At 68.2% G+C, this 26,444-nt stretch carries 24 protein-coding genes; 11 read left to right on the top strand and 13 right to left on the bottom strand.

Translation table 11 applies throughout. From position 1 onward, the window contains the following. Window positions 1–91: 91 nt before the first annotated feature. The 5 genes from ACGF4C_RS08865 to ACGF4C_RS08845 form a co-directional block, all read right to left on the bottom strand. Complete coding sequence (locus tag ACGF4C_RS08865; protein WP_393564500.1) at window positions 92–1,564, bottom strand: SCO6880 family protein; 1,473 nt, start codon at window positions 1,562–1,564, stop codon at window positions 92–94. 97 nt (window positions 1,565–1,661) lie between these two features. After that, window positions 1,662–3,056, bottom strand: coding sequence for an ATP-binding protein (locus tag ACGF4C_RS08860; RefSeq protein WP_393564499.1), 1,395 nt, complete (start codon window positions 3,054–3,056; stop codon window positions 1,662–1,664). Between the two features lie 31 nt (window positions 3,057–3,087). Then, window positions 3,088–3,777 (bottom strand): hypothetical protein, encoded by a 690-nt coding sequence (locus tag ACGF4C_RS08855; RefSeq protein ID WP_393564497.1) that lies wholly within the window; start codon window positions 3,775–3,777, stop codon window positions 3,088–3,090. Continuing rightward, window positions 3,777–4,085, bottom strand: coding sequence for a DUF6112 family protein (locus ACGF4C_RS08850; protein ID WP_393564495.1), 309 nt, complete (start codon window positions 4,083–4,085; stop codon window positions 3,777–3,779). Before ACGF4C_RS08850 ends, ACGF4C_RS08855 begins: the two co-directional genes overlap by 1 nt. Before the next feature lie 82 nt (window positions 4,086–4,167). Continuing rightward, on the bottom strand, window positions 4,168–5,301 hold the full coding sequence (locus ACGF4C_RS08845; protein WP_393564493.1) for a C40 family peptidase: 1,134 nt from the start codon (window positions 5,299–5,301) through the stop codon (window positions 4,168–4,170). 605 nt (window positions 5,302–5,906) lie between these two features. On the opposite strand from ACGF4C_RS08845, the gene ACGF4C_RS08840 reads away from it, so the two are divergent. After that, complete coding sequence (locus tag ACGF4C_RS08840; protein WP_393564491.1) at window positions 5,907–6,656, top strand: DNA-methyltransferase; 750 nt, start codon at window positions 5,907–5,909, stop codon at window positions 6,654–6,656. Between the two features lie 94 nt (window positions 6,657–6,750). On the opposite strand, the gene ACGF4C_RS08835 is transcribed toward ACGF4C_RS08840, so the two are convergent. Together ACGF4C_RS08835 and ACGF4C_RS08830 are read right to left on the bottom strand one after the other, a co-directional pair. Further along, complete coding sequence (locus ACGF4C_RS08835) at window positions 6,751–7,668, bottom strand: transporter (protein WP_393564489.1); 918 nt, start codon at window positions 7,666–7,668, stop codon at window positions 6,751–6,753. Between the two features lie 637 nt (window positions 7,669–8,305). Next, complete coding sequence (locus ACGF4C_RS08830; protein WP_393564488.1) at window positions 8,306–9,979, bottom strand: recombinase family protein; 1,674 nt, start codon at window positions 9,977–9,979, stop codon at window positions 8,306–8,308. A gap of 121 nt (window positions 9,980–10,100) precedes the next feature. Between ACGF4C_RS08830 and ACGF4C_RS08825 the strand changes: the two genes are divergently transcribed. Both ACGF4C_RS08825 and ACGF4C_RS08820 read left to right on the top strand, forming a co-directional pair. After that, window positions 10,101–10,721: a flavin reductase family protein gene (locus ACGF4C_RS08825; RefSeq protein WP_393564486.1), complete on the top strand. Its 621-nt coding sequence runs from the start codon at window positions 10,101–10,103 to the stop codon at window positions 10,719–10,721. A gap of 234 nt (window positions 10,722–10,955) precedes the next feature. Further along, complete coding sequence (locus ACGF4C_RS08820; protein WP_393564529.1) at window positions 10,956–11,792, top strand: endonuclease/exonuclease/phosphatase family protein; 837 nt, start codon at window positions 10,956–10,958, stop codon at window positions 11,790–11,792. A gap of 95 nt (window positions 11,793–11,887) precedes the next feature. On the opposite strand, the gene ACGF4C_RS08815 is transcribed toward ACGF4C_RS08820, so the two are convergent. The 3 genes from ACGF4C_RS08815 to ACGF4C_RS08805 all read right to left on the bottom strand — a co-directional run bounded on the left by ACGF4C_RS08815 (window position 11,888) and on the right by ACGF4C_RS08805 (window position 14,311). Next, window positions 11,888–12,145: a DUF2277 domain-containing protein gene (locus ACGF4C_RS08815; protein WP_351533545.1), complete on the bottom strand. Its 258-nt coding sequence runs from the start codon at window positions 12,143–12,145 to the stop codon at window positions 11,888–11,890. A gap of 101 nt (window positions 12,146–12,246) precedes the next feature. Further along, window positions 12,247–13,077, bottom strand: coding sequence for an alpha-ketoglutarate-dependent dioxygenase AlkB family protein (locus tag ACGF4C_RS08810; protein WP_393564484.1), 831 nt, complete (start codon window positions 13,075–13,077; stop codon window positions 12,247–12,249). A gap of 856 nt (window positions 13,078–13,933) precedes the next feature. Then, entirely contained in the window at window positions 13,934–14,311 is a 378-nt protein-coding gene (locus ACGF4C_RS08805) for a VOC family protein (RefSeq protein ID WP_393564482.1), read from the bottom strand. Window positions 14,312–14,760: 449 nt separating this feature from the next. Here ACGF4C_RS08805 and ACGF4C_RS08800 point away from each other — a divergent pair, with 449 nt between their 5' ends. Beyond that, window positions 14,761–14,997: a DUF6296 family protein gene (locus tag ACGF4C_RS08800; protein ID WP_030413553.1), complete on the top strand. Its 237-nt coding sequence runs from the start codon at window positions 14,761–14,763 to the stop codon at window positions 14,995–14,997. A gap of 257 nt (window positions 14,998–15,254) precedes the next feature. Then, the gene (locus tag ACGF4C_RS08795; RefSeq protein WP_393564479.1) at window positions 15,255–15,572 is read left to right on the top strand and encodes a hypothetical protein; all 318 of its coding nucleotides are present in this window, start codon (window positions 15,255–15,257) and stop codon (window positions 15,570–15,572) included. A gap of 309 nt (window positions 15,573–15,881) precedes the next feature. Here ACGF4C_RS08795 and ACGF4C_RS08790 read toward each other — a convergent pair whose 3' ends face one another. Next, window positions 15,882–16,583 (bottom strand): aspartate/glutamate racemase family protein, encoded by a 702-nt coding sequence (locus ACGF4C_RS08790; RefSeq protein WP_393564528.1) that lies wholly within the window; start codon window positions 16,581–16,583, stop codon window positions 15,882–15,884. A 316-nt stretch (window positions 16,584–16,899) separates the two neighbouring features. Here ACGF4C_RS08790 and ACGF4C_RS08785 point away from each other — a divergent pair, with 316 nt between their 5' ends. After that, window positions 16,900–17,667, top strand: a complete 768-nt coding sequence (locus ACGF4C_RS08785) for a chitinase (RefSeq protein WP_393564478.1) — start codon at window positions 16,900–16,902, stop codon at window positions 17,665–17,667. A gap of 55 nt (window positions 17,668–17,722) precedes the next feature. On the opposite strand, the gene ACGF4C_RS08780 is transcribed toward ACGF4C_RS08785, so the two are convergent. Beyond that, window positions 17,723–19,012: an ATP-binding protein gene (locus ACGF4C_RS08780; protein ID WP_393564476.1), complete on the bottom strand. Its 1,290-nt coding sequence runs from the start codon at window positions 19,010–19,012 to the stop codon at window positions 17,723–17,725. 356 nt (window positions 19,013–19,368) lie between these two features. Here ACGF4C_RS08780 and ACGF4C_RS08775 point away from each other — a divergent pair, with 356 nt between their 5' ends. The 4 genes from ACGF4C_RS08775 (at window position 19,369) to proP (ending at window position 24,622) form a co-directional block, all read left to right on the top strand. Beyond that, window positions 19,369–20,106, top strand: coding sequence for a Mut7-C RNAse domain-containing protein (locus ACGF4C_RS08775; RefSeq protein ID WP_393564474.1), 738 nt, complete (start codon window positions 19,369–19,371; stop codon window positions 20,104–20,106). 782 nt (window positions 20,107–20,888) lie between these two features. Next, a complete protein-coding gene (locus ACGF4C_RS08770) occupies window positions 20,889–21,659 on the top strand; it encodes a hypothetical protein (protein WP_393564472.1) in 771 nt (256 codons plus the stop codon). Window positions 21,660–21,788: 129 nt separating this feature from the next. Continuing rightward, the gene (locus tag ACGF4C_RS08765; protein WP_393564470.1) at window positions 21,789–22,496 is read left to right on the top strand and encodes a class F sortase; all 708 of its coding nucleotides are present in this window, start codon (window positions 21,789–21,791) and stop codon (window positions 22,494–22,496) included. A 614-nt stretch (window positions 22,497–23,110) separates the two neighbouring features. After that, window positions 23,111–24,622 (top strand): glycine betaine/L-proline transporter ProP, encoded by a 1,512-nt coding sequence (gene proP, locus ACGF4C_RS08760; protein WP_199812377.1) that lies wholly within the window; start codon window positions 23,111–23,113, stop codon window positions 24,620–24,622. 40 nt (window positions 24,623–24,662) lie between these two features. Here the strand turns inward: proP and ACGF4C_RS08755 are convergent, their stop codons facing one another. Beyond that, a complete protein-coding gene (locus tag ACGF4C_RS08755) occupies window positions 24,663–25,385 on the bottom strand; it encodes a hypothetical protein (RefSeq protein ID WP_393564468.1) in 723 nt (240 codons plus the stop codon). A gap of 112 nt (window positions 25,386–25,497) precedes the next feature. Between ACGF4C_RS08755 and hemC the strand changes: the two genes are divergently transcribed. Then, the gene (hemC, locus tag ACGF4C_RS08750) at window positions 25,498–26,433 is read left to right on the top strand and encodes a hydroxymethylbilane synthase (RefSeq protein ID WP_393564467.1); all 936 of its coding nucleotides are present in this window, start codon (window positions 25,498–25,500) and stop codon (window positions 26,431–26,433) included. Window positions 26,434–26,444: the final 11 nt, after the last annotated feature.

Raw genomic sequence — 26,444 nt, 5'->3', positions numbered from 1 at the left:
GCCAGAAGGGCGTCCAGGTTTGTCGTCACACACGAGCCAACGGGCGCCCTTCGCCATGGTCGCGGCCAGCATGAACATAGGACTCATTCATCTAGGGGCGGGCCAGCGGGAGGGCGGCGTTGGTGAAGGCTTCGGCCTGCTGCCAGGTCAGCAGCCGCAGATCGAGCAGGGCGGCAACGGCGGCTGTCTCGATCGCGGCGCAGGCCGCGTTGAGTTCGTCGTCGCTCTCGGCGCTGACGGTGAGCAGGCCGGTCAGCGCCACGTCGGCGTGGCCGGCGATCAGCTGGCGCTCACGGGCCTTGATGTCGGCGTACTCGACCGAGTCCTCTTCGGAGTCGACCTGGCCCTTGCGCTGCCGCTCGGCCGCATCTGCGATCACCGTGGCCTTCTTGCGCTGCACGTCCTTGAGCGCTGCATCCAGCTCCTTGGGCGCATAGGTCAGGGACAGCGTGCGCCGCACGCCGGAAGTGAACAGCAGCTGGTGGAGGAAGCCGGGGGAGGTCTCGATGCGGGGCCAGTTCTCGATCCAGTACGTGGCGTGGCGGGCCGAGTCGGTCTGGATCCGGTCGGCCTTCTCTACCAGAACGACCGGGCCAGCGGCAGCTGGGTCGGCCTGGGGACGGCCTGCCTCGGACCACTGATCCAGGGCCGCGGACGCTTTCGGGTCGTACGCAGTGCGGATCACGGCGGCGATCTCGCTCGCCCCCAGCCAGCCGCCAGGCATGAGACCGGAGCTGCGGGCGGCCTGGTCGAAGGTGGAGGTGAGCTGGGACAGGACGGCGAAGGCGCCGGTGAGTCCGCCGCCCGCCTGGTTGATCAGGCGCCGGGTGGCTTTGAGGTCGAGCGCGAGCGCTACGTATGCCTCGTGCGGGGCTGCGGCGGGACCGGCGGCGGCCAGCAGTTCGCTGTAGATGGGACCGGCCAGGTGGGTGTCGGCGTTGCCGTGCTCGTTCCAGTAGCGGTTGAGCGCATCGCCGGAGTCGGGCACGGTCCGCTCCAGCACCTGGACCCGGGCGATGTGCCCGGAACGCGACAGCGCGGCCAGGGTGCGGCCCCACCCTGCGACATTGCTGGTCTGCGTGGCCGGATCGAGCAGGGCGAAGGCGCGGGAAGATACCTTTACCACAGCGGTCAGCGTGCAGTTGTGCGGATCGTGCACCGCACCGAACTGGCCGTCCGAGGAGGTGACCACGCGCAGGGAAGCCGCAGTGCCGGGCAGGTGGAGCAGGCCCTCGCGTCGCGGTCGGCGGGAGGGGCGCGTGAGCCAGATGAGCTGGCCCTTGAAACGCCGCAGTGCGTAGCGCAGGGCGATGGGAGCCCAGTCGGCCAGGGACCGTCCGCGGTGGCGGACAAAGACCGCCGCCACGATGACCGCCCACAGCGGCATGAGCTTGAGCGCACCGGTGACGCCGGATCGCATCAGCACCGCGAGCAGCAGCAGACCGGTGAGGGTGACGACGACGAGCTGGGCGACCGAGAGGCCGAGCAGTACACCGCGGCGTGAGCGGTGGGGGAACTTCACGGTGGCCGGGCCGTCGGATGTGACCAAGTCGGGGTGGTGCATGGCGAAGCCGTCCTTGGAACGTGGTGAGAAAAGAAGGAAGGGGAGACGGGGGCGGGCGGGCCGAGCGCGGCAGGCGCCCGCCCCCGTCAGATGAGGGCTACGAGCCCGATTCACCCGGTGGCTTGGGGTAGATCCACCGTTGCGGCGTGCTGCCGCCCAGCGGCGGAGGCCCGCTTTCCGGTGGCGGCCCGCTGGGCCGTGGAGCCGGCGCATCCATCCGCGTACCTGCCGCGGCCGAGGCACCCTGGGCCACCGGCCCGGAGGAAACCGGCGCCGAAGCTGCAGCCGCGCCCGAGGTGCTCGCCTGGCCGGGGCGCTGGATCAGGGGCTGGCCGCGGTCGCCGTCCGAGGGAGGCCGCTGGATCAGCGCACGCCCCTTGTCGCCAGTGGCGTTGGGGTCCTCGCCGTAGCGGAAACGGGTCTGCTTCGGCTTTCCGCCACCGCCGGTGCCGCCGGTCGGGTCGATGCCGGAGGCCACACCGTCCGTGCCCTGGCCTGGCACCTTCGACGGTCCCTGCGGAGCAGGCGTCCCCGTGCCTGCCTGCATGGCGAGCTGGGCCGCGGTCTTGGCCGCACCGGCCGCCACCGCCGCACCGGCCACACCCGTGCGGTGCAGGTCATCGTGACCCCCGCCGTCAGCGGCCCAGTGGATGAACTTGTAGGTGGCGTAGGGGCAGAGCATCACCAGGACCATCACGACGATGCCCGCGATCGCATCCGACAGGGCAGCGAGGCCACCGTGCGAGTCGGACTTGCCCATGGCCGAGACGCCCAGCAAGAACACGATCGTCATCAGCAGTTTGCTGACGACCAGGGTGGCCGTGGCCTCGGTCCAGCCGCGGCGCCAGCGCCTGGCTACTTCCCAGCCCCCGCCGGCACCGGCGAAGACCGCCAGCGTGACCAAGACGAGAATGCCGACCTTGCGGGCGACCATCACGGCCCAGTACAAGAACGCCCCGATCGCGCAGCCGAGCGCGATGATCGAGGGGACACCCCAGCCCAGGCCATACATCGCTCCCAGCTCATTGACCTTGATCATGCGGCGGACCGCATCATCGACGGAACTGTTGGCGGCCTTGAACAGACCCGCACTGAGCGCGTCGACCACGGTGATCGCGGCGGTGGTGCACGCGATGGCAGCGAAGGCGAAGAAGACGCCCACCATGGTCCCGAACGCCGCCTGGGCAAGGGCACGTTCGTCCCGGCGCCAGGCAGCACGGGTCAGTTGCAGGCAGAACGTGCCCACCGTCAGGATCAACCCGATCGGCAAGAGAAGTTCGTAGTTGTTGCGGAACCACTCGGCGTTCAGGTCGATGGCGGTGGTCTGGTCGACCGCCTTGGACGCAAGGTCCGCCGCGGACTGTGCCACCTCGCCCATCGACTTGGCAATCCAGGCACCGATGCCGTCGGTGACCGCCTGGCCGGTGGAGCTGACGACGCCGCCGACGGCGTCGCAGACCGTATTCATCAGAGGAAGGTCGCAGGCTCCCATCAGGGCACCTCCTTATCCGGGATCAGGGCGCTCATGGCGCGGCGTTGGGCAGGACGGCTGCCAGCGCACAGTCCTTGTGCGGCCGGCACTGGACGGCGAGGGTCATCGAGCGGGCCTCGGCCCCGGCCCCGGAGCCCTTCCAGGCGAGGGTCTGGTTGCCAGTGACCGTGACGGCGTAGAGGTACGCCTCGGTGATCGCACCCGGATCCTGCGCCAGCGCAGTCTTGAACGCCTGCGGGAAGTGGCCCTCGCCTACCGTGGCGCTCGTGTGCTGGTGGTTGTCGTGCAGCCGCGACCACAGCACCGGGCTGGGTACCTGGTTGGTGATGGACTTCCAGTCGGCGTACTTCTTCTCGCCGGTCATCCACTGCTTCAGCCCGGCCAGGTGCTCGGCCTGGGAAAAAGTTCGGGTGTCGTACGTCCACAGGACCTTCGTGGCCGCCTTGGCGAACACGATCGGATCGCTCGTCTTCGGAGGATCCGCGACAGCGACACGCTTGCCGTCTGTCGCCTCGGGTGAGGGCGACGGCTCTTGGGCGGATGTCGATTGTGGGGAGGGCTCGGCCGAGGCCGGGCTGTCCGTACGGTTGAGATACGCGACGAGACCGGCGACGGCCAGCAGCACGGCGAGGATGATGCCGCCGATCAGCGAGCGCCGCAGGACCGAGGCCGGCTCTCCGTACGTGCGCTCCTCGGTATTGCGGAGACGTTTCTTCGGCATCAGTGGACCTGCGTTCCCATGGCGGAGAAGAATGCGACGATGCCGTTTGCGGCACCCAGCAGCAGGGCGCATCCGGCGGCGATGGCCGTGCCCTTCTTGCCGTTCTGTTCGGCCTGGTGGCCGCCGCTGTGGTGGCCCCAGGCCCAGACGACTGCGGAGATGACCAGGGCGCCGACCGTGGCGATGATGCCGAACAGGTTGATGCTGCCTATCACGTTCTTCAGGACATCGAGACCGGGAAGCCCGCCCTGCTTCGGCGTGACGCCGGGGTTGTAAGCCAGGTACTGGGCGTGCTGCATCAGGTTCATGGGAACTCCAGTGCGAATTTGGGCATGCGAAGGCCCGGAGCGGGAGGAAGAGAGAAGAGGGAGAAGGGGGGAGAGGGGCCGGTCAGACGACTCGGCGGGCGGCGAGGATGTCCGGCCGCCAGGAGGCGAGGGTCGAGATCTTGACCACGTCGCCGGTCTTGGGGGCCTGCAGGATCAGCCCCTGGCCGATGAACATCCCGACGTGTTCCGGCACCGCTGCTGTGCCGCGGGTGAAGAGCAGATCGCCAGGCTTGAGGGCATCGACGCTGACCGCCTTACCCTCCTTGACCTGCGTGTACGTGGTCCGGGAGATCGAGACCCCACCGGCCTTGTACGACGCCTGCATCAACGACGAGCAATCACACCGGCCCATCGGATCCTGACCGCGCGGATCGGTACAACTGCCACCCCACTGATACGCAGTGCCAAGCTGACCGAGCCCCCAACGGATCGCCATACGAACCGACTTGGGCGCGTCAGCCGGGATTTTGTAGCCCTTGGGAACGGACCCTGCCGGGATCGGGCCGAACCCGCTCCCATCGCCTCCCGTCCCACATCCACCAGACGGGACCTCCGGCTCGGCGTCCTTGCCGGCGTCCTTGCCGGAACCGCCCTTGGCGGGGAGGTTCTTGGCGATAGCCTTCTGGAGCGCCGTGGCCAGCGGTTCCCATTTGGCGTAGGCGTCAGGGAACCCGCTCGCCTGGACTGCCTGCGCGGCCTGGGCGATGGTCATCGACTGCCAGCCCGAGACCTTCAGCAGCGCCTCGTAGAACTTCGTCGAGGCATGCACCGGATCCCGGACCTGCTGCGCGGTGCCCCAGCCCTGGCTGGGGCGCTGCTGGAACAGGCCGATGGAATCCCGGTCGCCGTAGGCCAAGTTTCGCAGCCCCGACTCCTGCAACGCAGTCGCCAGCGCGACGATCTGCCCGCGAGGGGGCACCTTCATCGCGACGCCGGTGGCCAGGATCGTCTTGGCGTTCGGTATCTGCTCCTTGGGGTTGTCCAGCCCCGCAACGGACACTGAACCCTTGCCGCCGCCCTTGAGGATCGACTCCACCTGCTTGGCCACGGCCTTGGCGTCCACCGCACCGGCACCACCCGCTTCGCCGCAGGCGGCCTGGGCGTTGCTGGCGCCGGCCAGGGCGATGGCGATGGGCGCGATCAGCAGCATCGGGGCGAGGACGACGCCCCCGGCTATCACGGCGACCTTCTTCACAGCCGTCCACCGGACGCTCGGCGTATCCAGATATCCGGCTCGGGCCAGGGGCGTGCCTGGGCATGCTGCATCAGCAGCTCCTTACTCGTAGGCAGCGTGGTGCCGGCGTTCTCGTCGAAAGGCCACCGGCACCACGCGGGTTAAACATCGAACGTCCCCGAAGGGAGGGCCGCGCTTCGGAGCTGCTAACTCCGAAGCGCCGAACCGTTTATCGCAATGCGGCAGCCAGCCGCGCTCGTAATCTCAGGCACCACACGGTGAATTCCTCTCCCTTGCATCCATGAGGATCTTCACGGGTGCCGAACGGACCGCCAATTGGGTGAGCAACACTGCATCTGCACAGCTCAACAGGGCTTGGACCAGAGCCCGTCCTGCGAACACGCCGAGACTGTAGAGACAAAATCCGGCCGCACCAAACGAGCCGCGATCATGAAAGGAACAGCAAATATCACGGTCATTGGGCGCGGCCGAGGGAAGGCGCTAACCTCCAGCCATCTGCTCGCCCCAGGAAGCCGCCAGGCGGTTTTCCCGAGTGGTTCTTGCACGCATATCCCGTTCCATGGGGGCGTGCATGTGGTCGTCTTCCAGAAAGAGGGATCCGCCGAATGCCGTCGTACACCCTGCACCGAGGCGACGCGTTTACCGTCCTGAAGTCCCTGCCGGACGAGAGCGTCGATGCCGTCATCACCGACCCGCCCTACAACTCCGGTGGACGCACCAGCTCCGAACGCACCGCCCGCACCGCCCGAGCGAAGTACACCAGCGGCGACGCCCGCCACGACCTCGCCAACTTCCCCGGCGAAAACCGCGACCAACGCTCCTACCGCGCCTTGCTGACCGAACTGCTCACCGAGGCATACCGCGCCAGCCGCGAACACGCCGTCGTCATGGTCTTCTCCGACTGGAGGCAGGACCCCACCACGTCCGATGCCCTGCAGATGGCCGGCTGGACCTGGCACGGGACAATGCCGTGGATCAAGCCGGCCTCACGGCCCCGCAAGGGCGGACCGAAGCAGGACTCCGAGTTCATCCTCTGGGGCGTCAAGGGCTCCCTCGACAACACCCGGGGCCTCTACCTGCCCGGCCACTTCATCGCCTCCCAGCCCCGCAAGGACCGCGTCCACATCACCCAGAAACCCATCGAGGTCATGCAGCAGCTCGTCCAGGTCTGCCCGCCCGGCGGCACCGTCCTCGACCCCTTCACCGGCTCCGGATCCACCGGCATCGCCGCGCTGAAGGAGGGCCGCAATTTCGTCGGCGTCGAACTCTCCGACCACTACGCCGGCATCGCCGAACAGCGCCTGCGCAACGTCCTGACCCAGGACGACTTCGCACTCGCCGGGCCCGAGGAATGAGAACGGCGCACCCCGGCAGACCGGGCCAGAATGCAGAACAAGGTCGGTTGCGTCATCGAAAACCCGATGACGCAACCGACCTTGACGTTCGAGATCAGCCTGCTTCGACGCTCTGCCGGATGAGGTCACCGGCTCGTGCGAGATCCTCGCGCGATCTGATCCGCACCTCGACGCCGTCCTTAATTCCCAAGCACCCCACCCCGCGGACGTCCCGGGAGAAACCCTCCTCCAGCTCCACGGCATCCGGATCCAGCTTCAGGTTGACCACGAGCATGCGGTTCCGCGGCTGGACGCGCACCGTGGCGACATTCTTGATCCTCCGGTACGCGATGTAGTGCAGCTGGGTCTCCTTCTGCACGTCCTCGTGCGACAGGAGCACCTCGTCGAGGTCCGCGTACAGGTCCTGAAGGACCTGTGGTGAACCGTCCAGGTACTGCTGAACCGGCTTCGGCGAAGCCGCACTGGCGACTCGGGACGTGGTGGCTGACTTTCCCCGAGCCCGAGAGGCAGAGCCGGCAACGGAGGCGACCAGCTGCAGGGTCAGCACATCGTCGAAGACCCGGTAGCCCACCAAGTCGATGCGACGGCCGATCATCTCGATGGCCACCGTGTCATGGTGCGTAAAGTCCCCAGCGACGCAGACGAGACGGGGATTGCTCCAGTCGATCGCCTCGGACACCTCGGCACCCAGCTTCTCCTTGACCAGGCTCTCGAACTCATGGTGGTGGTCATAGAGCCATGACAGATACGACAGCGCCTGATTCGTGACGTTCTGGTCACGGGAGCGCTTGTACTCCACGATGACCGGCGTCCCGTTCTCATCCAGACCCAGAGAGTCGATCCGACCCCGATGCCGACCCGTTGCGTACTCGCTCGCCAGGAAACGGATGCCGAGCATCGCCTCCATATTGGCCTCGATCAGCGCCTGCAGATGACGCTCCAGCGCCACCGACGATCCCGGGATCTCTGTGGCCTGCCCGTCGCTTACCCTGAAGGCCTTCAAGTTGGTCATGGGCCTCCCCCGACTCCGCCTTGATCGCTGCGAACGAACAATCAAGGCCGGGAGGGATTTATTCCGGCACGTGTCGAAGCCGATGAGGGCCGCCACCTCGCCGTCCGGTGCAACGGTGATGCGGAGTGCAGGGAAGGGCCCAGGACGCGTGGTCGAGTGACCCACACCTCTACGGAGGTGAGGTGCTGGTCGACTTGGAGTGTCACGAGATCTACCTGACGCGCCCGAAACCCGGCTCAAACTTGGCTTTACGGATTAACGGTGGGGAGGGCGTGGGCGTCATTTGGTGCGGCCGGAATTATTTCCTACCTTGCTCCTCTGTACCCCGACGGGCGACCTCCAGGGGTCTATGGATGGCCCCTAGCGAGCGTTTGTGTGCGGTCATTCCAAATATTCAGGTAGGAGAATTGTGTGACGCGTGATCAGGCATTGCATCGTGTGACGGGCGTGGATGTGGGAGCGGTGTTGAAGAGCCGAGGGGACAGTGAGTTCGAGAGTGATTGGGTGGAGAGGTTTCTCGAAGAGAGTCCGGTCCTGGCGGATGCTGAAGCTGTGCGAATATGGAAGCTCTTGGAGTACATGGGGCGGTGAGATGACGACTTCCCCAGCTGAACATTCGACTGGGGAAGCCCATCATCTACGCGGTTATTTCTGCGGTGGTCTTCCAGTGTGGAGCGAGACGCGCCTTCACGAGCTCGGAGCGGTCGAACTCCGATGATGGAAGGGGCGGTTGCACTGTGATGGAGTGCAGGTAGCGCTTGAGGATTGCGCGCCTCTGGAGCAGCGACCCCGATGTCCAGTTGGTGAGGAGCTCCTCAGGGGTGGCCCTCGGCGGAGGAGTGCCCTCCAGGGTGGCGATCGATTCCCTGAGGCTGGAAACCTTGCGATTGAGGGCCGCCAGCATGGTGAAATAGTCTTCCTCTGTCAAATCGGCCTCATGCAAGGATCCCTCGGACCACCGGTGGATGAGTTCGCTCTTCCGGGCCAGTTCCTGATCCAACCGCGCTTGCAAGGCCGCGATAGTTCCGGCGGATTGGTCCAAGCCGGTCTGCGATGCCTGAAGCTGCCTACGCAGGAAGGCATTCATGGCTTCCTCGACCGCTGTGTCAGCGGCGGGCGCCGAGATAGCGATCCCCCCACAGCCGCCTCGCTCGGAGGAGGGACAGACGTAGTTGTGGACTACCTTTCCTGAGCTGCGCCGGTAGCGGTGCCCTACCAGACCTCGATGGCATTTGCTGCACCGCAGAATTCCGGAGAGCAGGTACCTGCTGACCGGTGCGGTGCCTGACTCGCCGGGCTTGATGCCTGCCTTCTGGCGGCGGCGTTGCCACTCGAACTGGACCTGGGACCAGAGCTTGGGGGTAACGATGGGTTCCCACGAGCCGAGCAGGGGGCGTCCCTCGTCATCGAAGAGGACCAGTGACCAGCCGTCCCCGGCAGTAGCGGCTTGGACCCGATGTTTCCCCGCGTAGGAGACCATGCCCGCGTAGCGCGGATTGCGGAGCATCTTGGCGACCATCGTGGACGACCATGTGCGGGCGGCAGGAGGCTGGATCCCTTCGGCGTTGAAGCTCCTGGCGATGCTGTAGGCCGATTCCCCCGACATGAAGTCCTGGAAGATCCGTACGACCACGTCGGCCTCATCCGGGACGAGCTGCCCTTTGCGCTCGCCTTTACGGACCCAGCCGTAGGCGATGCGGCCTTGGGCGAGCCCGTTCTGGGCGGCGGAGAGGTGCTGGCGGGCGACGCGGCGGGCGGTGTCCTCGGAGGACTTGAGCGCCATCACGCACATCATGCGGGCCATGTGACGGTCGCTGTCGTTGATGAGGTTCATGCGACCGCCGGTGGCGCCGGTGACCGGGCGCTTGACGTATTCGACGATGTCGATGAGGTCTTCGAGATCCCGGGGCTGGCGGACGAGCCGGTCGAGGTCGTAGAAGATCACGCCGTCGATGACACCGTTGGCGAGGTCGGCCAGGAGCTGGCGGAACTCGGGGCGCAGGACGATCCAGTCGATGGAGCCGTCGGGCTTGCTGACCTTGCGCTTCTTGAAAGCCGAGGTGTCGTTTTCACGGTAGACCTTGGCGAAGGAGCCCCAGCGCAGGCGGGAGCGGGTGTCTTCGGCATCTTCGAGCTGGCGGTCGACACCGGCTTCGAGGCCGAACCGGTCAGAGGAGGTACGCAGGTAGGCGCCGGGGCGTTTGGGGGCGTAGGCCGCTAGGTGGTCATGGAGGTTGAGGGTGACCTGGCCGCCGCGGGCATGGGCGGGGACCTCGAAGTCCTCCCAGACAGTGGTTGCTGCTGTGGGCACGGTGTCGGCTCCTGGTGCTCGGTGGCTCCCGATACCGGGCACTTTCCGCCGAACTCAGGGGTTTGGTGATGCCGTGGATCCGCCGTAGGCTCCGCGGCCGCACTCCTGGATACTGATCGCCATGCGCATTGACTTCGATCCTGCTGAGATGTCCCGCAACGAGTTCTACAAGCTCCTGACCGCGACGGTCGTGCCGCGGCCCATCGCCTGGATCTCGACGATCAGCCCTGATTGTGCTTCTACGAACCTAGCCCCGCACTCATTCTTCAACATTGCCAGCGTCGCGCCGCCCGTGGTGCAGTTCAGTTCGGTCGGGCGTAAGGACACTCTCCTCAACATCGAGGCGACCGGGCAATTCGTGGTGAATTTTGCGTCCGAGGGGCTTTTGGAGCAGATCAATGACACGGCGACCGATTTTCCGCACGGTGTGAGTGAATTCGAGGCGGCCGGGATCGAGTCCGAGCCGAGTCTGCGGGTCAAGCCGCTGCGGGTGGCGGCCTCGCCGGTGGCGCTGGAGTGCGAGGTGCACTCCACGATGGGGATCGGGGACTCCGTCATCGTTTTCGGACGGGTGGTGCATGCGGCCGTTTCGCAGGACGTGCTGGTCGACGGTCATCCTGAGATTTCCCGGCTGAAGCCGTTGGCGCGCCTGGGACGGGACGAGTGGGGGACGGTCGGTGAGGTGCGGGAGCTGTCGCGTATTCGGCACGCGGACTGGCAGGGGCCGGCCAGCGACCGTTGAGGCTGATTCCGGGCGCATTCCCCTGAGGGTCACTTCCCGCTCACTGCATTCTTAGAGAGCCTGTGTTGGGTGACTGACGTGACGGGCGTAGCTGAGTTAACGGGCGTAGCTGAGCTGAGTGACGTGAGGGGTGGGGCCGGCGCTGCTGGTGTTACTGGCGGCGGGGCGGGTGGGCCGGGGTTTCGGCGGCGGGTCGTGGTGCGGGCGGTGGCGGCTGCGGCGGTCACCGGGACGGTGGTGACGACGACGGCGTACGGGTCGGAGAACGCATACGCCGCCGACGGCGGGCCGGCGCTGCACGTGATGACGTTCAACCTGCGCTATGCCTCGGACGCCCGACCGCATTCCTGGGCCGAGCGCCGCCCCGTGATGCGGGCCCTCCTTCGCCGGGAGGGCCCGCATCTGCTCGGCACCCAGGAGGGGCTTTACGGTCAGCTGCGCGATATCGCGGAGGACCTGGGGCCGCGCTACGCCTGGCTCGGCACCGGGCGGGGCGGTGGCAGCAAGGACGAATTCGCGGCGATTTTCTACCGGGTGGAGCGGCTCGCTCCGCTTGAGTACGACCATTTCTGGCTGTCCGATACTCCCTATCTGATCGGGTCGGCGACCTGGGGAAATACCGTTATCCGGATGGTGACCTGGGTACGTTTCCGGGATCTGCGTACGGGGAGTGTGTTCTACGCACTCAATACGCATCTGGATCATGCACATCAGTATTCGCGCGAGCGGTCCGCGGCGCTGATCACCGAGAGACTGGACGGGCTTGACCCCGCACTGCCCCGGATCGTCACCGGCGACTTCAATGTGGCGGCGCACGGAAATCCGGTGTACGACGCGATGCTGCACGGCGGGGCGCTCGTTGACAGCTGGGACGCGGCTGAGGAGCGGAGCGCGCAGTACGGCACTTTCCACGGATACCGGCCGCTGGTACCGGACGGGGACCGTATCGACTGGATCCTTACGTCGCCGGGCGTACGGACGCGACGCGCGGTGATCAACACCTATTCCGCACACGGCCAGTTTCCGAGCGATCACCTGCCGGTGCAGGCGGTGGTCGGGTGGGGAGGGTGAGGGTGTGTGGGGGGAACGAGGCAGCGGGTGGGTGAGGCAGCGGGGTGGGTGAGTTCTGTGTTGTGGAGTGGAGTGGAGTGGGGTGGGGTGGGGGGCTACTGGCGGGTGGGCTCGCTGCTGGGCTGACTGCTGGGCTGGCGGGTGGTGGAGCCGCGGATCTGTAGGCCGTCGAGGAGGTCCTGGGTCGCTGCCGCCACCGCGTCCACGGCGTGGTCGAACACCTCGCGGTTGTGGGCGGCCGGGGCGCGGAATCCGGAGATCTTGCGGACGTACTGCAGGGCTGCGGCCCGCATGTCCTCTTCGGTGACCTCGGGGGTGATCGGCGGGCGGAGCGTCTTGATGCTGCGGCACATGAGTTCAGTGTGCGGGCTTCCGGCGTCGGAGTCACCCTGCCCTGGCGGGCCTGGACCGGTGGAGCCGAGCGAGTTCCATTCCCCGGCTCCATCCCCTGTTTCTAGCCCCTGAGGCCCGTCATGCGCAGGGTGATGTTGAGGCGGCCGCCGGCCAGGCCGGTGGTGGGGGAGCCGGTGCCCGGTCGTACCTTGGGCACGCCGTGGTACGCGAAGCGGGACGGCCCGCCGAAGACGAAAAGGTCGCCGGAGGCCAGCTCGACGTCGGTGTACGGCTTGGTGCGCTTCTCGGTATTGCCGAAGCGGAAGACGCAGCGGTCGCCGATGCTGAGGGACACCACGGGAGCGTCCGAGCGCTCGTCCTTGTCCTGGTGCATGCCCATCTTCGCCTGGTCGTCGTAGAAGTTGATCAGTGCGGTGTCGGGTGTATAGGCGATGGGTGTGTAGGTGTCGGGTGTGTAGGTGTCGCGTGTGCAGGTGTCGCGTGTGTGGGAGTGGGACGGGTGCGCGGCCGCTGTGGCGGGATCTCGGTCCTGGTATGCCGCGGCTACCGCCTTGCGGCCCAACTCGACCAGCCAGGAGGGGAGTTCGGCGACCTGTGCGCCGTTCACATCGTCGGCGGTACGGGTGTAGGCGTACGGCTGCCAGTGCCAGCCGAGGCACACGGTCTGGACCGACATCACGCCGCCGTTCGGAAGCTTGGTGTGCCGGATCGGCACGGGGCCGCGCGCCCAGTTCCGGCAGGCGACGACCAGCGCCTGCTGCTGCGCCAGGGACAGCCAGCCGGGGACGTGTACGGCGCCGGGGGCGATCTCCCGGCGGGCGCCCGTCGTCCTGCTGCCGGCCTGCTCGCCACGGCCCTCCCCGCTCCCCGCAGAAGTGGGCTCTGCTGCGAGGGCGCCGAAGCTTTCGAAGCCGGGGAGTGGCGTGCTCATGTGTTCCTGCCTGGGGTCCTGCCCGTCCGCTGGCCTGCCCGCCCAGTTCCCTGCTCCTGCCCGGGTGGCTCTTCTTGCCCGCGTCCTGTCCGGTGCTCTGCCCGGGTGCTGTCCGCCTGTCTCGCTGATTCTCTGCGCGCCAGGTGTGGACCTGGTGTGGGCTGATGCTGGTCTGACCTTGAGCTTGATCCGACCTTGAGCTTGATCCGACCTTGAGCTTGATCCGACCTTGAGCTTGATCCGACCTTGAGCTTGATCCGACCTTGAGCTTGATCTGATCTTGGGTCTGGTGTGCGTGCTCCGACCTTACGCCGCTTCCACTACCACGACGTCCGAGCCCTCTGACCGTACAGCCAGCGTCCAGACCTCCAGCAGTGCCGCGTACTCCGCCATGTCCTGCGCCGTCCATGCCAGACCACGCCGAGCGCGCACGAACCGCCGAATCGATTCGTTCGCCTCGGAGACAGGGACAGGCACACCCATATGGGCAGAAGGAGTTGGGGACATATGAGCAATGCTAGGGGCAGACACTGACAACGCCTCCACGCCTGCGGCGCGCTGTGGCTCACATGGCGTGATCCGGCCCCCGTCCCTGTCTCCACCTCAACTCCCTGACCAGCGGGGACCGGTGGTCCGGTGGGCACGATTCGCTGGCTATATGTGTCCATTCCCACACGCTCCGCGTCCGGACAGTGGGCTCAGGGGGACTCAGAGGACTCAGGGGAACTCAAGGGAACTCAGTGGACCTGAGGGGAGGGAAAGGCGGGGGAGGCGAAGAGACGGACAGGAGACGGACGGGAGACGGATGGGAACCGGAAGGGAAACGGACGGGTGTTGAGGTGGGGGCAGCGGCGGGTCAGTCGCGGAAGAGGCAGAAGGGGTGTCCCGCCGGGTCGTAGAGCACCCGCACATCGTCCTGTGGCTGGTACTCGGCTCGGACCGCGCCGAGTGTGAACGCGTACTGCTCGGCCTCGTCGAGGTCGTCGACCCGGATGTCGAGATGCAGCATCTTCTGTTGCTCCTCGGGGCGTTCGGGCCACACCGGTGGTCGGTAGCCCGGTTCGGACTGGAACGAGAGACCGGTTCCGCCATCAGGGCATCGGAGTAGCACCCAGTCCGGTTCGCTCGCGGTGACGCTCCAGCCCAGCAGTCGCCCGTAGAAGCCGGCCAGCTGGTGCGCGTCCGGGCAGTCCAGGGCGATCGTTGCGATCGAGAAATGGGGATTCTTCTTCACCTTCAGCTACCTCGTTCTGGGCTTGGTCGGCTATCCCGGCTCCCGGTGGCCTCGGCTTGGTCGGGGCGTTCGTCGGTACTCAGCTGCGACCGTCTGTTCTGTCAGGCCTTGGGTTGACCGGAGGGTACTCCCCTGATCGGGTGATGCCCCGATGCCGCACCAGGGCGATTTTGGGGTGGCCAGTTGCTGTCGGGCGTCGTACGGGCGGCACCTCGCGCTTTCTCCCGGACCGCGATTGTCAGTGGTGGCCCGTACGGTGGGACCCGTAACTATCCGAGCTGCTGGCGCTTCTCGGACCCGCCCCGCTCCTGTGACAGCGCACGGGAGCGGGGCCCAAACGCTCCGTAATGGCGCCGTGGGTTTCCGTGTTCGGCATAGCGCCGTTTCCTGAGGCGCGCTCGGCGGGCCTGGGTGACGATGGAAGGGCCAAGTCGTATCGGGAGGCCGCCATGGATTACCCGGAACGCTATGAGCTGGTATTTCAAGCCCCCGCCGTAGAGGACGACGTGGTGGTCGTCCGCCGCACCGAGCGGGCCGGAGCAGGCGGGTATCCGGTTTACGAGGACGAATCAGGGATCGTACGCGCGGAAATCAGCGACCGGGGCGAGGTGCGCATGCTGGCCAGCGGCGGACACCAGGCCCCCCGTACACCGCTCCTCGCGCGCCGGCTGGGCGCTGACGCTTGAGGGGTGGCGGAGCGGGCGGTGACTGGTCCGGTGGCAGTACCGGGCCGGTGGCCGTGTTTTTGCTTGCGTCCGTGCCGGGTCGGTGGCCGCCGTTCTCCTTACGCCCGGAAGGGCTGGAGGTGCTGGAGGCGCTGGAGGCGCGCGAAGCGCCTCCAGCCCGCAGTGACTGCGTGCGATGTCATGGATTCGGTGGGTGACGCAAGGTGGGGGCCGGGCGAGCCTGTCATCGGTTAGAGGCCGCGTAGGTGGGGCCGCCGGTGGGGTGGGGCCTCGCCGACGTCCCGAAGATCGGCGGGCTCTGCGTCACCCTCGCCATCACCATCACCAGCGCCCTCGCCGCTGCCGTCGCCGTCGGTGGCCGGGTCTGGATCAGGGGCGGGAGCGGGAGCGGCGGCAAGGGTGGGTGTGAAGCCCGGCTCTGGGGCCTCGGGCGTGACATCCGGAAGGGTGCGGTCCGACTCAGGGGCGTGGCCGGCCTCGGGGTCCGGTTCGGCGGCCTGTCCTCGGAGTACGGCCATGGCGCGTTCGAGCGTTTCCCCGGTGACCTGCATCCGGATTCTGGCCAGTCGTTCTAACTCGGTACGCGACACCACGTCAGAGTACCTGTCGCCACTTCAAACCTCGGGGTCACCCAAGAATTCGTGGAGAAAGGGTAGTTGAGAGAGTGGTCGTACGCGTCGGGGGTTGGGGGTGGAGGGGGCCGAGTGACCTGCTGACGGGTTTGCTCGCCAGTCATGCCGTGAGCTCCCGCCGTGACCTCCCGCCGTGACCTCATGCGATGACCTCACTCTGTGACTTCCCGCAATGCGCTGACCTCGCGCCGCGACCTCGTGCCAGCGCCGTCCTGCAGGGCCGTACTGCAGGGGCGTTCGGCGTCGGGCCGGCTACGTGGCTACGGGCGCGAGTGCGTGGTTGACGGCTGCTTCGGCGTGCAGGCGGGTGGTGGGGAAGACGGGGACCGGGCTGTGTTCGGGGCCGATGAGCAGCTCGATCTCGGTGCAGCCCAGGACGATGCCCTCGGCGCCGGCCGCGACCAGGTCGTCGATGACTGCCTGGAAGGACGCCCGGGATTCCTCACGGACGATGCCGAGGCAGAGTTCGTCGTAGATCACCTTGTGGACGGTGCTGCGGCCGGCGGCGTCCGGAACGAGGACGTCGAGTCCGTGGTGTGCGAGGCGGCCGCGGTAGAAGTCCTGCCCCATGGTGAAGGCGGTGCCCAGCAGTCCGATGCGGCGTAGCCCGTGCGCGCGGACGGCCTCAGCCGTGGTGTCGGCGAGGTGCAGGAGCGGGACGGAGGTCGCGGCGGCCACCTGATCGGCAACCTTGTGCATGGTGTTGGTGCAGATCAGCAGCAGGTCCGCGCCGGCCGCCTCCAGGGCCTTGGCCGCCTCGGCGAGTATCCCGGCCGCCTCGTCCCAGCGACCTTCGACCTGCAGTCGTTCGATCTCGGCGAAGTCCACCGAGTAGAGCACGCACTTGGACGAATGCAGGCCGCCCAGACGCTCGCGGGTGAGCTCGTTGAGCAGCCGGTAGTACTCCGCCGTGGACTCCCAGCTCATCCCGCCGAGCAGTCCGATCGTTCGCATTTCCATGGGATCACTGTTGCACAGGCGGGCGGGACTGGGCGGCGGTGTGAGGCGAGCCGGCGCGAGGCAAGGCGAGCCGACGTGACGCGACGCGACGCGACACGACGCGAGATGATCCTTGCATTGGTCTGGACATGGCCAACTCGGCCTGGCTAGCCTGCAGTTGAGTTCCACTTGGTCTAGACCTTGGCTCGTCTCTCTGCATGTCCGTGCGCGCGATTCCTGTCTCCCCCCACCCCTGCGGCCGGCCCGCCCGCCTCGCTCAGCCTGCTCCTGGGGCTCGTGGCGCCCGTCGGCCGCGCGAAGGAGTTTCGCAATGAGAACACGTATGGCCGCGGTACTGAGTGCCGCGACTCTCGCCGTCGGTGTTGCCCTCGTCGTGCCGGCGGGGCCTGTGGCGGCCGCGGTGGGCTGTTCCTCCTGTACCGCTGCTCCGGACGGAACCCAGGCCGATGCGCGGGCCGAGGAATTCGTCGTGAGTGAGGCGCGGTTCAACCAGATGTTCCCGAACCGGAACGCGTTCTACACGTACAGCGGACTGACCGCGGCGCTCAGTGCCTACCCGGAGTTCGCCAACACCGGGAGCGACACCGTACGGCGGCAGGAGGCAGCGGCGTTCCTCGCGAACGTCGGCCATGAGACCGGCGGGCTCGTCTACGTGGTGGAGCAGAACACGGCCAACTATCCCCACTACTGCGACGCCGGCCAGCCGTACGGGTGCCCGGCCGGGCAGGCCGCCTACTACGGCCGCGGGCCGCTCCAGCTCAGCTGGAACTTCAACTACAAGGCCGCGGGGGATGCGTTGGGCATCGATCTGCTGCACAACCCCTACCTGGTGGAGCAGGATCCCGCCGTCGCCTGGAAGACCGCGCTCTGGTACTGGAACACCCAGAAAGGCCCGGGAACCATGACGCCCCACCAGGCGATGGTGAGCGGCGCCGGTTTCGGGGAGACCATCCGCAGCATCAACGGGTCCCTCGAATGCAACGGCGGCAACCCCGGCCAGGTGCAGAGCCGGATCAACAACTACAAGAGCTTCGTGCAGATCCTGGGCACCACACCTGGCGACAATCTGAGCTGCTGAGGGGGGTAGGCGTAGGCGCAGGCATACGTATATGCGTCCGAGCGCCGGCCGGCCGTCAGCAGCGGGCGTGGGCCGTGATGTCCGCGCCGAACTCGTCGATCATGGCGGGGGTGACGGACGGCCGGCACTGGGCGATGGCGGTGAGGTAGTCCTCGGTGCTCGCACCGAACCGGCCGTGCGCGCCCGCCCCCGCGCCGACCGACTCCAGGTCCCGCTCGAACGACGCCTGTGCGGCCACCCGCGCGGCGTGTTCGATGTCGGCCGGGGTGAACAGCTCACTGGCCGCCACGAGTGCCGCGACATCCACATCGGCCCGCCCGTCGGTGTACCGGGACCAGATCGCCGAGCGGGCCGCGGTGTCCGGCGTACCGATCGGGATCAGGTAGTCGAAGCGGCCCGGACGCAGGAACGCCGGGTCGAGCGAGCGGATCGAGTTGGTCGCGCACACCAACAGCCGTTCGTCCCGCTCCCGGAACCCCGGTATCAGCTTGAGCAGCTCATTGGTCACGCCGTGCAGCCCACCCGGCTGGGCGGGCTCATGGCGTACCGGAGCGATCTCCTCGACCTCGTCGATGAAGACGAGCACCCGTTCCAGATCCGCGATCCGGGCGAACGCGCTGCGCAGCGCCGCCGCGAGATTGCCCTCGTCGGCGAGCCGGGACGGCAGCAGCTCGACGAACGGCCAGCCGAGTCGGGCGGCGATGGCCCGGGCGAAGGTGGTCTTGCCGGTCCCCGGCGGACCGAACAGGGCGATCGCCCGCGGCGGCCGGACCCCGTGCCGGGCGGCCCGCTCCGGCTCCGCCAGCGGCAGCACGACCCGCCGTTCGATCAGGTCCTTCTCCGCCTCCATCCCGGCCACCTTGGCCCACAGGTCGGCAGGCAGGAACCGCCCGCCGAGGTCCTCCAGGAGGCTGGCCGCCGGACCGTGGTGCGGTTCGACCTTCTCGAAGTAGGCCACCGCGGGCTGACGCGTGTAGCCGGCGTTCAGCAACCCCTCACCGAGCAGGTCCTCCTCCGGCAGGACGTACGCGATGCGGCTCACCCGGGCCGCGATCAGCCGCCGTTCCAGTTCCACCAGCAGCGCGCTCGCCAGGCCCCGGCCGCGCCAGGCCGACGAGATCGCGATCCGCATCACCCAGCCCCGCTCACCCGCCACGCAGGCCAGCGCGGCACCAATCGGCGCTCCCTGGTGGACGGCCACCACGGCGGGCTGCCGCGAGGTCAGCGCGCTGATGCACTCGGCGAGTGAGAAGACGGACTCCTGCCCGAGGTCGGCGGTGGAGTCGATCAGGTGGACCACTTCGGCGAGATCGTTCTCACGGTAGTCATGGATGAGCCAGTTCACCGGTACCGCCCCTCGTTGGTCGTGCTCGTGATGTGGGTGCCTCTGGGTGCCTCTGGGTGCCTCTGGGTGCCTTTGGGTGACGCCGATGTCAGCAGACGTCGAGGCCCCGCGACGTTGGTGTCGTGGTGACGTTGATGCCGTGGTGATGTTGGTGTCGCGGTGAGGTTGATGGTTGATGCCGTGGTGATGTGCATGGGGTGGCAGTGAGGCTAGGGCTGAGGGGGGAGCGCGGGCCTGCTCCACCGTGCACAACCGAGGGCGCGGACCACTACGGTCCGTACGTAGCCAGATGTCGTCTTCCTCGGAGGCCGCCCGCCGAGGCGGAATTTGCTGGCCGGTCCGTCCCGTCCGATGACATGCTGTGCGACGTGAACGCACCGGTAGTCCACTTCAGCTTCGCCCCTGAGCTGCACGTTTTCGTCGCGGCAGAGCACAGCGCCGCGGATGTCCCCGTGGTGACCGACGGCACCTCGACGCTCGGCCATGTCGTCGAGTCGTTGGGCGTCCCGCTCACCGAGGTCGGCGGTCTGGTGGTGGACGGGGCCGAGGCGACGGCGGCCCATGTGCCGAGCGCGGGCGAGCGCATCGAGGTGCGGGCCGTCGAACGCCCGCAACAGGTCCCCGGTGCCCCGCTGCGTTTCCTTCTCGATGTCCACCTCGGCACCCTCGCCCGCCGGCTGCGGCTGCTGGGCGTCGACGCGGCGTACACGAACCAGGACCCGGGCGACGCCGCACTGGCGGCGCTCTCGGCGAAGGAGCAGCGGGTGCTGCTCTCCCGGGACCGGGGGCTGCTGCGCCGACGGGAGATCTGGGCCGGAGCGTTCGTCTACAGCGACCGGCCCGACGACCAACTCCGCGACGTCCTGAGGCGCTTTGCGCCCGCGCTGGCCCCCTGGACGCGCTGCACGGCCTGCAACGGCAAGCTGGCGGACGCCGACAAGGACTCGGTGCGCGAGCAGCTCCAGCACGGCACGCAGCGTACGTACGACGTCTTCGCGCAGTGCACCGCCTGCGGTCGTGTCTACTGGCGCGGTGCCCACCACGCCCGACTGGAGGCCATCGTCCAGGAGGCGCTTCGGGAGAACGCCGGCTGATACGGCGAGCGGCTGCCCGTTGGGCATCGCCCGCTGCCGCTGGAACACGCGGCACGGGCCGGCGCCTCCCGGGTCGGCCTCCTGGCCGTACGAATTCCTCAGGGCGGGTGACGGGCGGGACGGCAATCGGGGGACCGGAGAGCGGGTGCGGACCGGAGGGCAAGTGGGGGCGGACGGGCACTCGGCGCGTTGCGTTGCGGCGCTGCAGTACCTGCGGTAGCCGTAGTGACTCTTCGTCAGTGAGTGCTCAACTTCCGTAGAGAAGAGTGCTCAACTTCCGTTTTCCGAGAGGAAGTTCAGGTCCGAATCGGTGCGGTGGCCAGCAGTCGGCTCGGTGCCGGGCCCTCTGCCGTCCGGCCGAAGTTGACCGCCGAGGTGCCAGTCGTAGCGCCGTCGCCGCCGCCGTCTCAGTCGTTCACTCATGAACCATCCCGCGTGGAGACCGTGAGCCATCCCGGTGGCGGGTGCGCCTTCGGGCCCCCTAGCCCACTCGTTGCGCGACACGCCGACGACGCGCGCCGTCCAACGGGTGAATCCGCTGCTTTCGGCCACCCGAAGAGCCCATCGGGTACCTCGAATGCGACGTTCTCCGGTGGTGCGCCGTCGCAATCCGGCTGACGGTGATCACGTCGCTACTGCGATCCGATGTGCCGACAAAGAGTCAGCCTTCGCAGTCGCGCCGAAAGGAACATGTCCCCATGCGCACTGCCCGCACCCTGTTCGCTTCGGCCGCCATCACAGCGGCCCTCGCAATCTCCGCGCCCGTCGCAAACGCAATGATCATGGAGGATATTGCCTCGGGCAGCGGGTCGTCTGCCAGCAACAACGATCACGACAGGAACGGCGACCGTGACCGCGACCGGGACCACGGCCGCGACAACCGTTGCGACTACGGCCGTGGCTACGGCCGGGACAACGGACGTGACAACGGACGTGACAACGGCCGGGACAACGGACGGGACCACGGCCGCGACAACGGTCGCGACCGCGATCGTGACAACGGCCGGGACAACGGTCGCGACAACGGCCGGGACCGTGACCGTGACCGCGACCACGGGCGTGACTACGGCCGGGACCACGGGCGTGACTACGGCCGGGGCCGCTACTGCGACCACGGCCGGCAGCGGCCGAGCGGTGGTGTGCACACCGGTGGCGGCGCGCTGGCCCAGACCGTGCTCGCCGACTGGGACCAGGGCAGCGGCTACGGCGACGACGACCACGGCCGCGGCGGTGGCCGGGACCACGGGCGCGACCACGGTCGCGACGGCGGTGGCCGGGACCACGGTCGGGACGGTGGCGGCCGGGACCACGGTCGGGACGGTGGCGGCCGGGACCACGGTGGCTACGGCGACCGGGACCACGGTGGCTACGGCGACCGCGACCACGGTGGCTACGGCGACCACCGCCGGCCGCACGGCGGCATCCACACCGGTGGCGGTGGCCTCGCGTCCGGCAGCAGCATGGCTGCCGGCTCCGTGCTGATGCTCGGTGGTCTGGGTGCCGGTGCCTACATGCTGCGTCGTCGTTCCGCCTCGGGTTCTGCGACGGCCTGACAAGGCTGCCCCGTACGGGGGCCGCTGCGCCGTCGCGGCCACCGTTCCTCGTGGACGGTGGCCGCGGCGATTGCGTTCCCACCGCCTCCCCACGACCCGCCGCCGCCCGTTCACGAAAGGCATCCGCACATGACCGCCCAGCAGTCGCCCCAGCCGAAGAAGAACCCGCCCCGGACCCCCGCCTCCCGCCCCGTCGGGCGCGGCCTGTTGTGGTCCGCGGCAACCTTTCTGCTGGGTTCGCTCCTCGTCTACAACTCCGTCGACACCTCGGCGGATCCCAAGCCGCAGTCCTCCCACGCCGTGGCCGCCTCCGCAAGCCCCCGGGCGAACGGCTCCTCATCCGCTCCGACCGTCGCTCCGGGACTGGCTCTGCCCCGCTCCGCACCGAAGCGGCTGTCGATCCCGGCGATCGCGGTCGACGCGCCCTTCACCCCGCTCGGCATCACCCCGACCGGCCAGCTCGAAGCTCCTCCCGCAGGCGACAACAACCTCGTCGGCTGGTTCAAGGACGGGGCCACGCCGGGCGAACGCGGCTCGTCGATCATCGCCGGCCACGTCGACACCAAGACCGGACCCGCGGTGTTCATGCAACTCGAATCCCTCAAACCCGGCAGTACGGTCAACATCACCCGTGAGGACGGGGTGATCGCGACGTTCAAGGTCGACTCCGTGGAGACCTTCAGCAAGGCGAACTTCCCCAACGACCGGGTCTACGGCGATGTGCCGGACGCGTCGCTGCGGATCATCACCTGCGGGGGCGCCTACGACCGGAAGGTCAAGGACTACGTCGACAACATCGTGGTCTTCGCCCACCTCTCCTCGTACAGGCGCGCCTGATCCGCCCTCGTACCTCCCCCTCTCCCTCCTCCCCGCCCTCCCCGTCTCCACCCCGTTCCCGTCTTTGCGTTTCGTCCCGCTGCAACCGGACGATGCCCGGGCCGGCCACCGCGCCGGTCCGGGCACCGTTCTGTATTCGGCCTGTGGACGAGCGACACGCGGAACCGTGGATGCTTCCCCGGCCGGGAAGGGGCGAGGGAATAATGAACGCGCTCGGCCCGTACCGCTCAGTATTCGCCCGGCACTGAGAAGGACCTCGCGACGCCTCTCCGCGTTCCCCGTTTCCCCCTTCCGCGTTCCCCCTTCAGCCTCCCGTTTTCTGCCTTCCGCTTTCCGACTTCGAGAAGACTCACCGGTCGTTCCGGTCGTTCCGGTCGTTCCGGTCGTGAGCCGTTTTGCCTGGCGATCACTGGGCACACGCGAGACGACGTGAGTACCGCAGCGCTGAGCAGCAGAGCTGCGTACCGCAGACGTGAGTGCGTCTGACTCACTCTGCTCGTGATGCCAAAACCTCGCCCTGATGACGGGATGAAATGAACCCCGGACGTCAACAACCGCCGACCCCGCGGCGGGGCCGGAAGCCGGCCCGCGGGGGTACGCCCGCGACCGACCGCATGCTGCGCATTCTGCTGCGCCGCCGCAAACAGCCACTGAGCGCCCAGGACGTCACCGTCACGGACCGGCCCGCGGTCCGCAAGGCGGTCTCGGCGGCCGCGCTGGGCAACACCATGGAGTGGTTCGACTTCGGCGTCTACGCCTATCTGGCGGGCACGCTGGGGAAGGTCTTCTTCCCGGCGAGTTCGCCCGGGGCGCAGGTCGTCTCGACGTTCGCAACATTTGCCGCGGCGTTTCTCGTCCGGCCGCTCGGTGGCCTCGTATTCGGTCCGCTCGGCGACCGCATCGGCCGTAAGCGCGTACTCGCCGCAACCATGATCATGATGGCGATCAGTACCTTCGCGGTCGGCTTTCTGCCCAGTTACCACACCATCGGCTTCGCCGCCCCCATTCTGCTGCTGATCTGCCGTCTGGTGCAGGGCTTCTCCACCGGTGGCGAATACGCCGGAGCCACCACCTATATCGCCGAATACGCCCCTGATACCCGGCGCGGATTCCTCGGCAGCTGGCTCGACTTCGGCACCTTCGTCGGGTACTCGCTCGGTTCCGGACTGGTCACGCTGCTCACCGGCGTCCTCGGTACGGACGGTCTGGTGAACTGGGGCTGGCGGCTGCCGTTCCTCGTCGCCGGGCCGCTGGGTCTGATCGGCCTGTACATGCGGCTGCGGCTGGAGGAGACGCCGGCCTTCCAGCGCGAGGCCGAACAGGCCCACCACGACGCGGAGGCGGTCCGTGCCGCTGGTGGCGAGGACCCGGTCGAGGAGGCCCGCCAGTCCGGACACGGACGGCTGAAGGAGATCTTCACCCGGCACTGGCAGGCGGTGCTGATCTGCATGGGCCTGGTGCTGCTCTACAACGTCACCAACTACATGGTGACCTCCTACCTGCCGACGTACATGACCGAGACCCTCGGCGAGGACCCCCTCACCGCGCAGCTGCTGGTGCTCGGCACCATGGTCGTCGTGGTGCTCACCATCACCACTGTCGGCCGCACCTCCGACAAATGGGGCCGGCGGCCCGTCTTCATGGCGGGCAGCGCCGCCCTGATCGCGCTCGCCGCGCCCGCGGTGCTGCTCATCCGGGCCGGCGGCATCCTGCTGCCCGCCTTCGGGTGTCTGATCCTCGGCCTGCTGCTGGTGTGCTTCGCGGGGACGTCGGCCTCGACGCTGCCGGCCCTCTTCCCGACCCGGCTGCGTTACGGAGCGCTGTCGATCTCGTTCAACATCTCCGTCTCGCTCTTCGGCGGTACGACGCCGTTGTTCGCCTCCGCGCTGGTGCAGGCGACCGGAAGCGCCATGGTCCCGGCGTACTACCTGATGGCGGCCGGTGTCATCGGGCTGATCGCCACCTTCTTCCTGCACGAGACCGCGGGCAAACCGCTGCGCGGCTCCGGCCCGATGGTGGAGACCGAGGAGCAGGCCCAGGCACTCGTGGCCAAGAGCCGCACCGAGGCCGGCCGGCGGGCCAGGGACATCTGGATCCGGCTACGGCACCCCTGGGCCCGGCACTGAGCACCCCATCGTCACCCCGTCGGCGCAGTCACCCCGGACTTCATCGGCGCACGCTGCTGTCCCAGCGCCAACTGGTGAGACGAGCACGCCCCGGTAGCGCACGGCGTCCGGTGGCCCACAACAGGACGGCCCACGGGCCGGGGGCCACTGGGGCATCGGCATCAGCTGGAGCCCCCGGGTCGCCCGCGGCACCTGCGTCACCTGGGTCACCCGGACTGCCCGGGACATCCGGGGCGTCCGGGAACAGCCGGGCGAGCACCCGTGCGCACAGGTCGGCGGGCGGCTCCCAGGTCAGCCCCAGCCCCTCGGCCAGATCGTGGGTGTGGACCAGGGTCTCCACCGCCCCCATCGCCGCGAAGCCCGCTGGGTCCGACAGCCCGAACACATGGTGAGCCCGGACCTCCGGCGACGCCGTGCGCACCATGGCGACCAGTAGCGCGCCGCACGCCTCCAGCACCTGCAACAGCCCCGCCGGCCCCGCCGAGCGGTCGGCATGCACGGCGTTCGCGGGCCCGCCCGGTCGCCGGCTCTCCCACGCGAAGGGCACCTCACCGTCCAACGGGGGCTGCCGCGGCCCGAGTTGGACGGCGTAGGCGAACAGGTCGTCACTGAGGTGCTCGACCGTCTCCCAGCAGTCCCACTCCAGCGAACCGGCTCTTTGCTGCCACGCCGCAGCGGGCGCCCGGCGCAGTACGGCCACCGCGAGCTGCACGCAACGGTCGAGGTCGTCCGCGGTGACGGTAAGGGGTGTTGACTGGGACATGAAGGGACCGTATCTCGTGATGACGTGGGCGAAGGGAACGGCCCCGAAGAAACGCCCCCACAGGTGGCCTCCTGATGGCTGTCGCCCCTAACTGACGGACTATCGTGGGCGCATGTCCGCCCCAGAACTGATCCGCATCGTCTCCCGCGACTCGCCGATGGCCCTGGCCCAGGTGGAGCGGGTACGCACCGAACTCGCCGCGCTCCATCCCGGCATCGCCACCGAGGTCATCCCGGTCAAGACCACCGGTGACCGCTGGATGGGCGCGCTCTCGCAGGTCGAGGGCAAGGGCGCGTTCACCAAGGAGGTCGACGCCGCCCTGCTCGCCGGTGAGGCGGACCTGGCGGTGCACTGCGTCAAGGACATCCCGGGCGACCGCCCGCTGCCGGCCGGGACGACCTTCGCGGCGTTCCTGGAGCGCGATGACGTCCGCGATGCGCTGATCGACCCGGGCGGCCGTACGCTCGACGAGCTCCCGGCCGGCACCCGGATCGGCACCTCCTCGGTCCGGCGGATCGCCCAGCTCGCCGCCTCGCACCCGCACCTCCAGTGCGTGCCGATGCGCGGTAACGCCAACCGCCGGATGGAGAAGCTCGCGGCCGGCGAGGCGGATGCACTGCTGCTGGCCGTCTCGGGCCTTGAGCGCATCCGCCGGACGGACGTGATCACCCAGATCCTTTCCGTCGACGAGATGTGCCCGCCGATCGGCGCGGGCGTGCTGGCGCTCCAGTGCCGCGAGGACGACACCGAGACCATCGACGCGGTCAGCGGTCTGGGCCACCCCCGTACGTACCAGGAGACCACCGCCGAGCGGATGCTGCTGCACGTTCTGCAGGGGCACTGCAACAGCCCGATCGCGGGTTACGCCACCACCGACCGCCGCGGCGAACTCTCCCTGCGCGCCTGCGTCTTCACCCCGGACGGCAAGACGGTCCTCAACGCCCACGAATGGGCCGGCCCGCTCACCCCGGAGACGCTCGGCACCTCCGTGGCCGTGACCCTGCTGCGCCAGGGCGCCCGCGAACTCATCGACGGTATCCCGCACTGAGCCCGCGACAC

This window comes from Streptomyces sp. NPDC048197 (genome assembly GCF_043202395.1).
GTDB classification, from domain to species: domain Bacteria; phylum Actinomycetota; class Actinomycetes; order Streptomycetales; family Streptomycetaceae; genus Streptomyces; species Streptomyces siderophoricus.
Note: the sequence above shows the minus strand (reverse complement) of the source record. Positions and strands in the feature narration are given on the sequence as shown.

Coding starts and splice junctions, on each gene's coding strand:
- ACGF4C_RS08840 (WP_393564491.1), top strand. CDS start 5,907: ATGCCGTCGTACACCCTGCACCGAGGCGACGCGTTTACCGTCCTGAAG.
- ACGF4C_RS08790 (WP_393564528.1), bottom strand. CDS start 16,583: ATGCGAACGATCGGACTGCTCGGCGGGATGAGCTGGGAGTCCACGGCG.
- ACGF4C_RS08785 (WP_393564478.1), top strand. CDS start 16,900: ATGAGAACACGTATGGCCGCGGTACTGAGTGCCGCGACTCTCGCCGTC.
- ACGF4C_RS08755 (WP_393564468.1), bottom strand. CDS start 25,385: ATGTCCCAGTCAACACCCCTTACCGTCACCGCGGACGACCTCGACCGT.
- hemC (WP_393564467.1), top strand. CDS start 25,498: ATGTCCGCCCCAGAACTGATCCGCATCGTCTCCCGCGACTCGCCGATG.
- ACGF4C_RS08835 (WP_393564489.1), bottom strand. CDS start 7,668: ATGACCAACTTGAAGGCCTTCAGGGTAAGCGACGGGCAGGCCACAGAG.
- ACGF4C_RS08815 (WP_351533545.1), bottom strand. CDS start 12,145: ATGTGCCGCAGCATCAAGACGCTCCGCCCGCCGATCACCCCCGAGGTC.
- ACGF4C_RS08850 (WP_393564495.1), bottom strand. CDS start 4,085: ATGAACCTGATGCAGCACGCCCAGTACCTGGCTTACAACCCCGGCGTC.
- ACGF4C_RS08810 (WP_393564484.1), bottom strand. CDS start 13,077: ATGAGCACGCCACTCCCCGGCTTCGAAAGCTTCGGCGCCCTCGCAGCA.
- ACGF4C_RS08860 (WP_393564499.1), bottom strand. CDS start 3,056: ATGGGAGCCTGCGACCTTCCTCTGATGAATACGGTCTGCGACGCCGTC.
- ACGF4C_RS08765 (WP_393564470.1), top strand. CDS start 21,789: ATGACCGCCCAGCAGTCGCCCCAGCCGAAGAAGAACCCGCCCCGGACC.
- ACGF4C_RS08825 (WP_393564486.1), top strand. CDS start 10,101: ATGCGCATTGACTTCGATCCTGCTGAGATGTCCCGCAACGAGTTCTAC.
- ACGF4C_RS08775 (WP_393564474.1), top strand. CDS start 19,369: ATGCTGTGCGACGTGAACGCACCGGTAGTCCACTTCAGCTTCGCCCCT.
- ACGF4C_RS08770 (WP_393564472.1), top strand. CDS start 20,889: ATGGAGGATATTGCCTCGGGCAGCGGGTCGTCTGCCAGCAACAACGAT.
- ACGF4C_RS08800 (WP_030413553.1), top strand. CDS start 14,761: ATGGATTACCCGGAACGCTATGAGCTGGTATTTCAAGCCCCCGCCGTA.
- proP (WP_199812377.1), top strand. CDS start 23,111: ATGCTGCGCATTCTGCTGCGCCGCCGCAAACAGCCACTGAGCGCCCAG.
- ACGF4C_RS08865 (WP_393564500.1), bottom strand. CDS start 1,564: ATGCACCACCCCGACTTGGTCACATCCGACGGCCCGGCCACCGTGAAG.
- ACGF4C_RS08855 (WP_393564497.1), bottom strand. CDS start 3,777: ATGCCGAAGAAACGTCTCCGCAATACCGAGGAGCGCACGTACGGAGAG.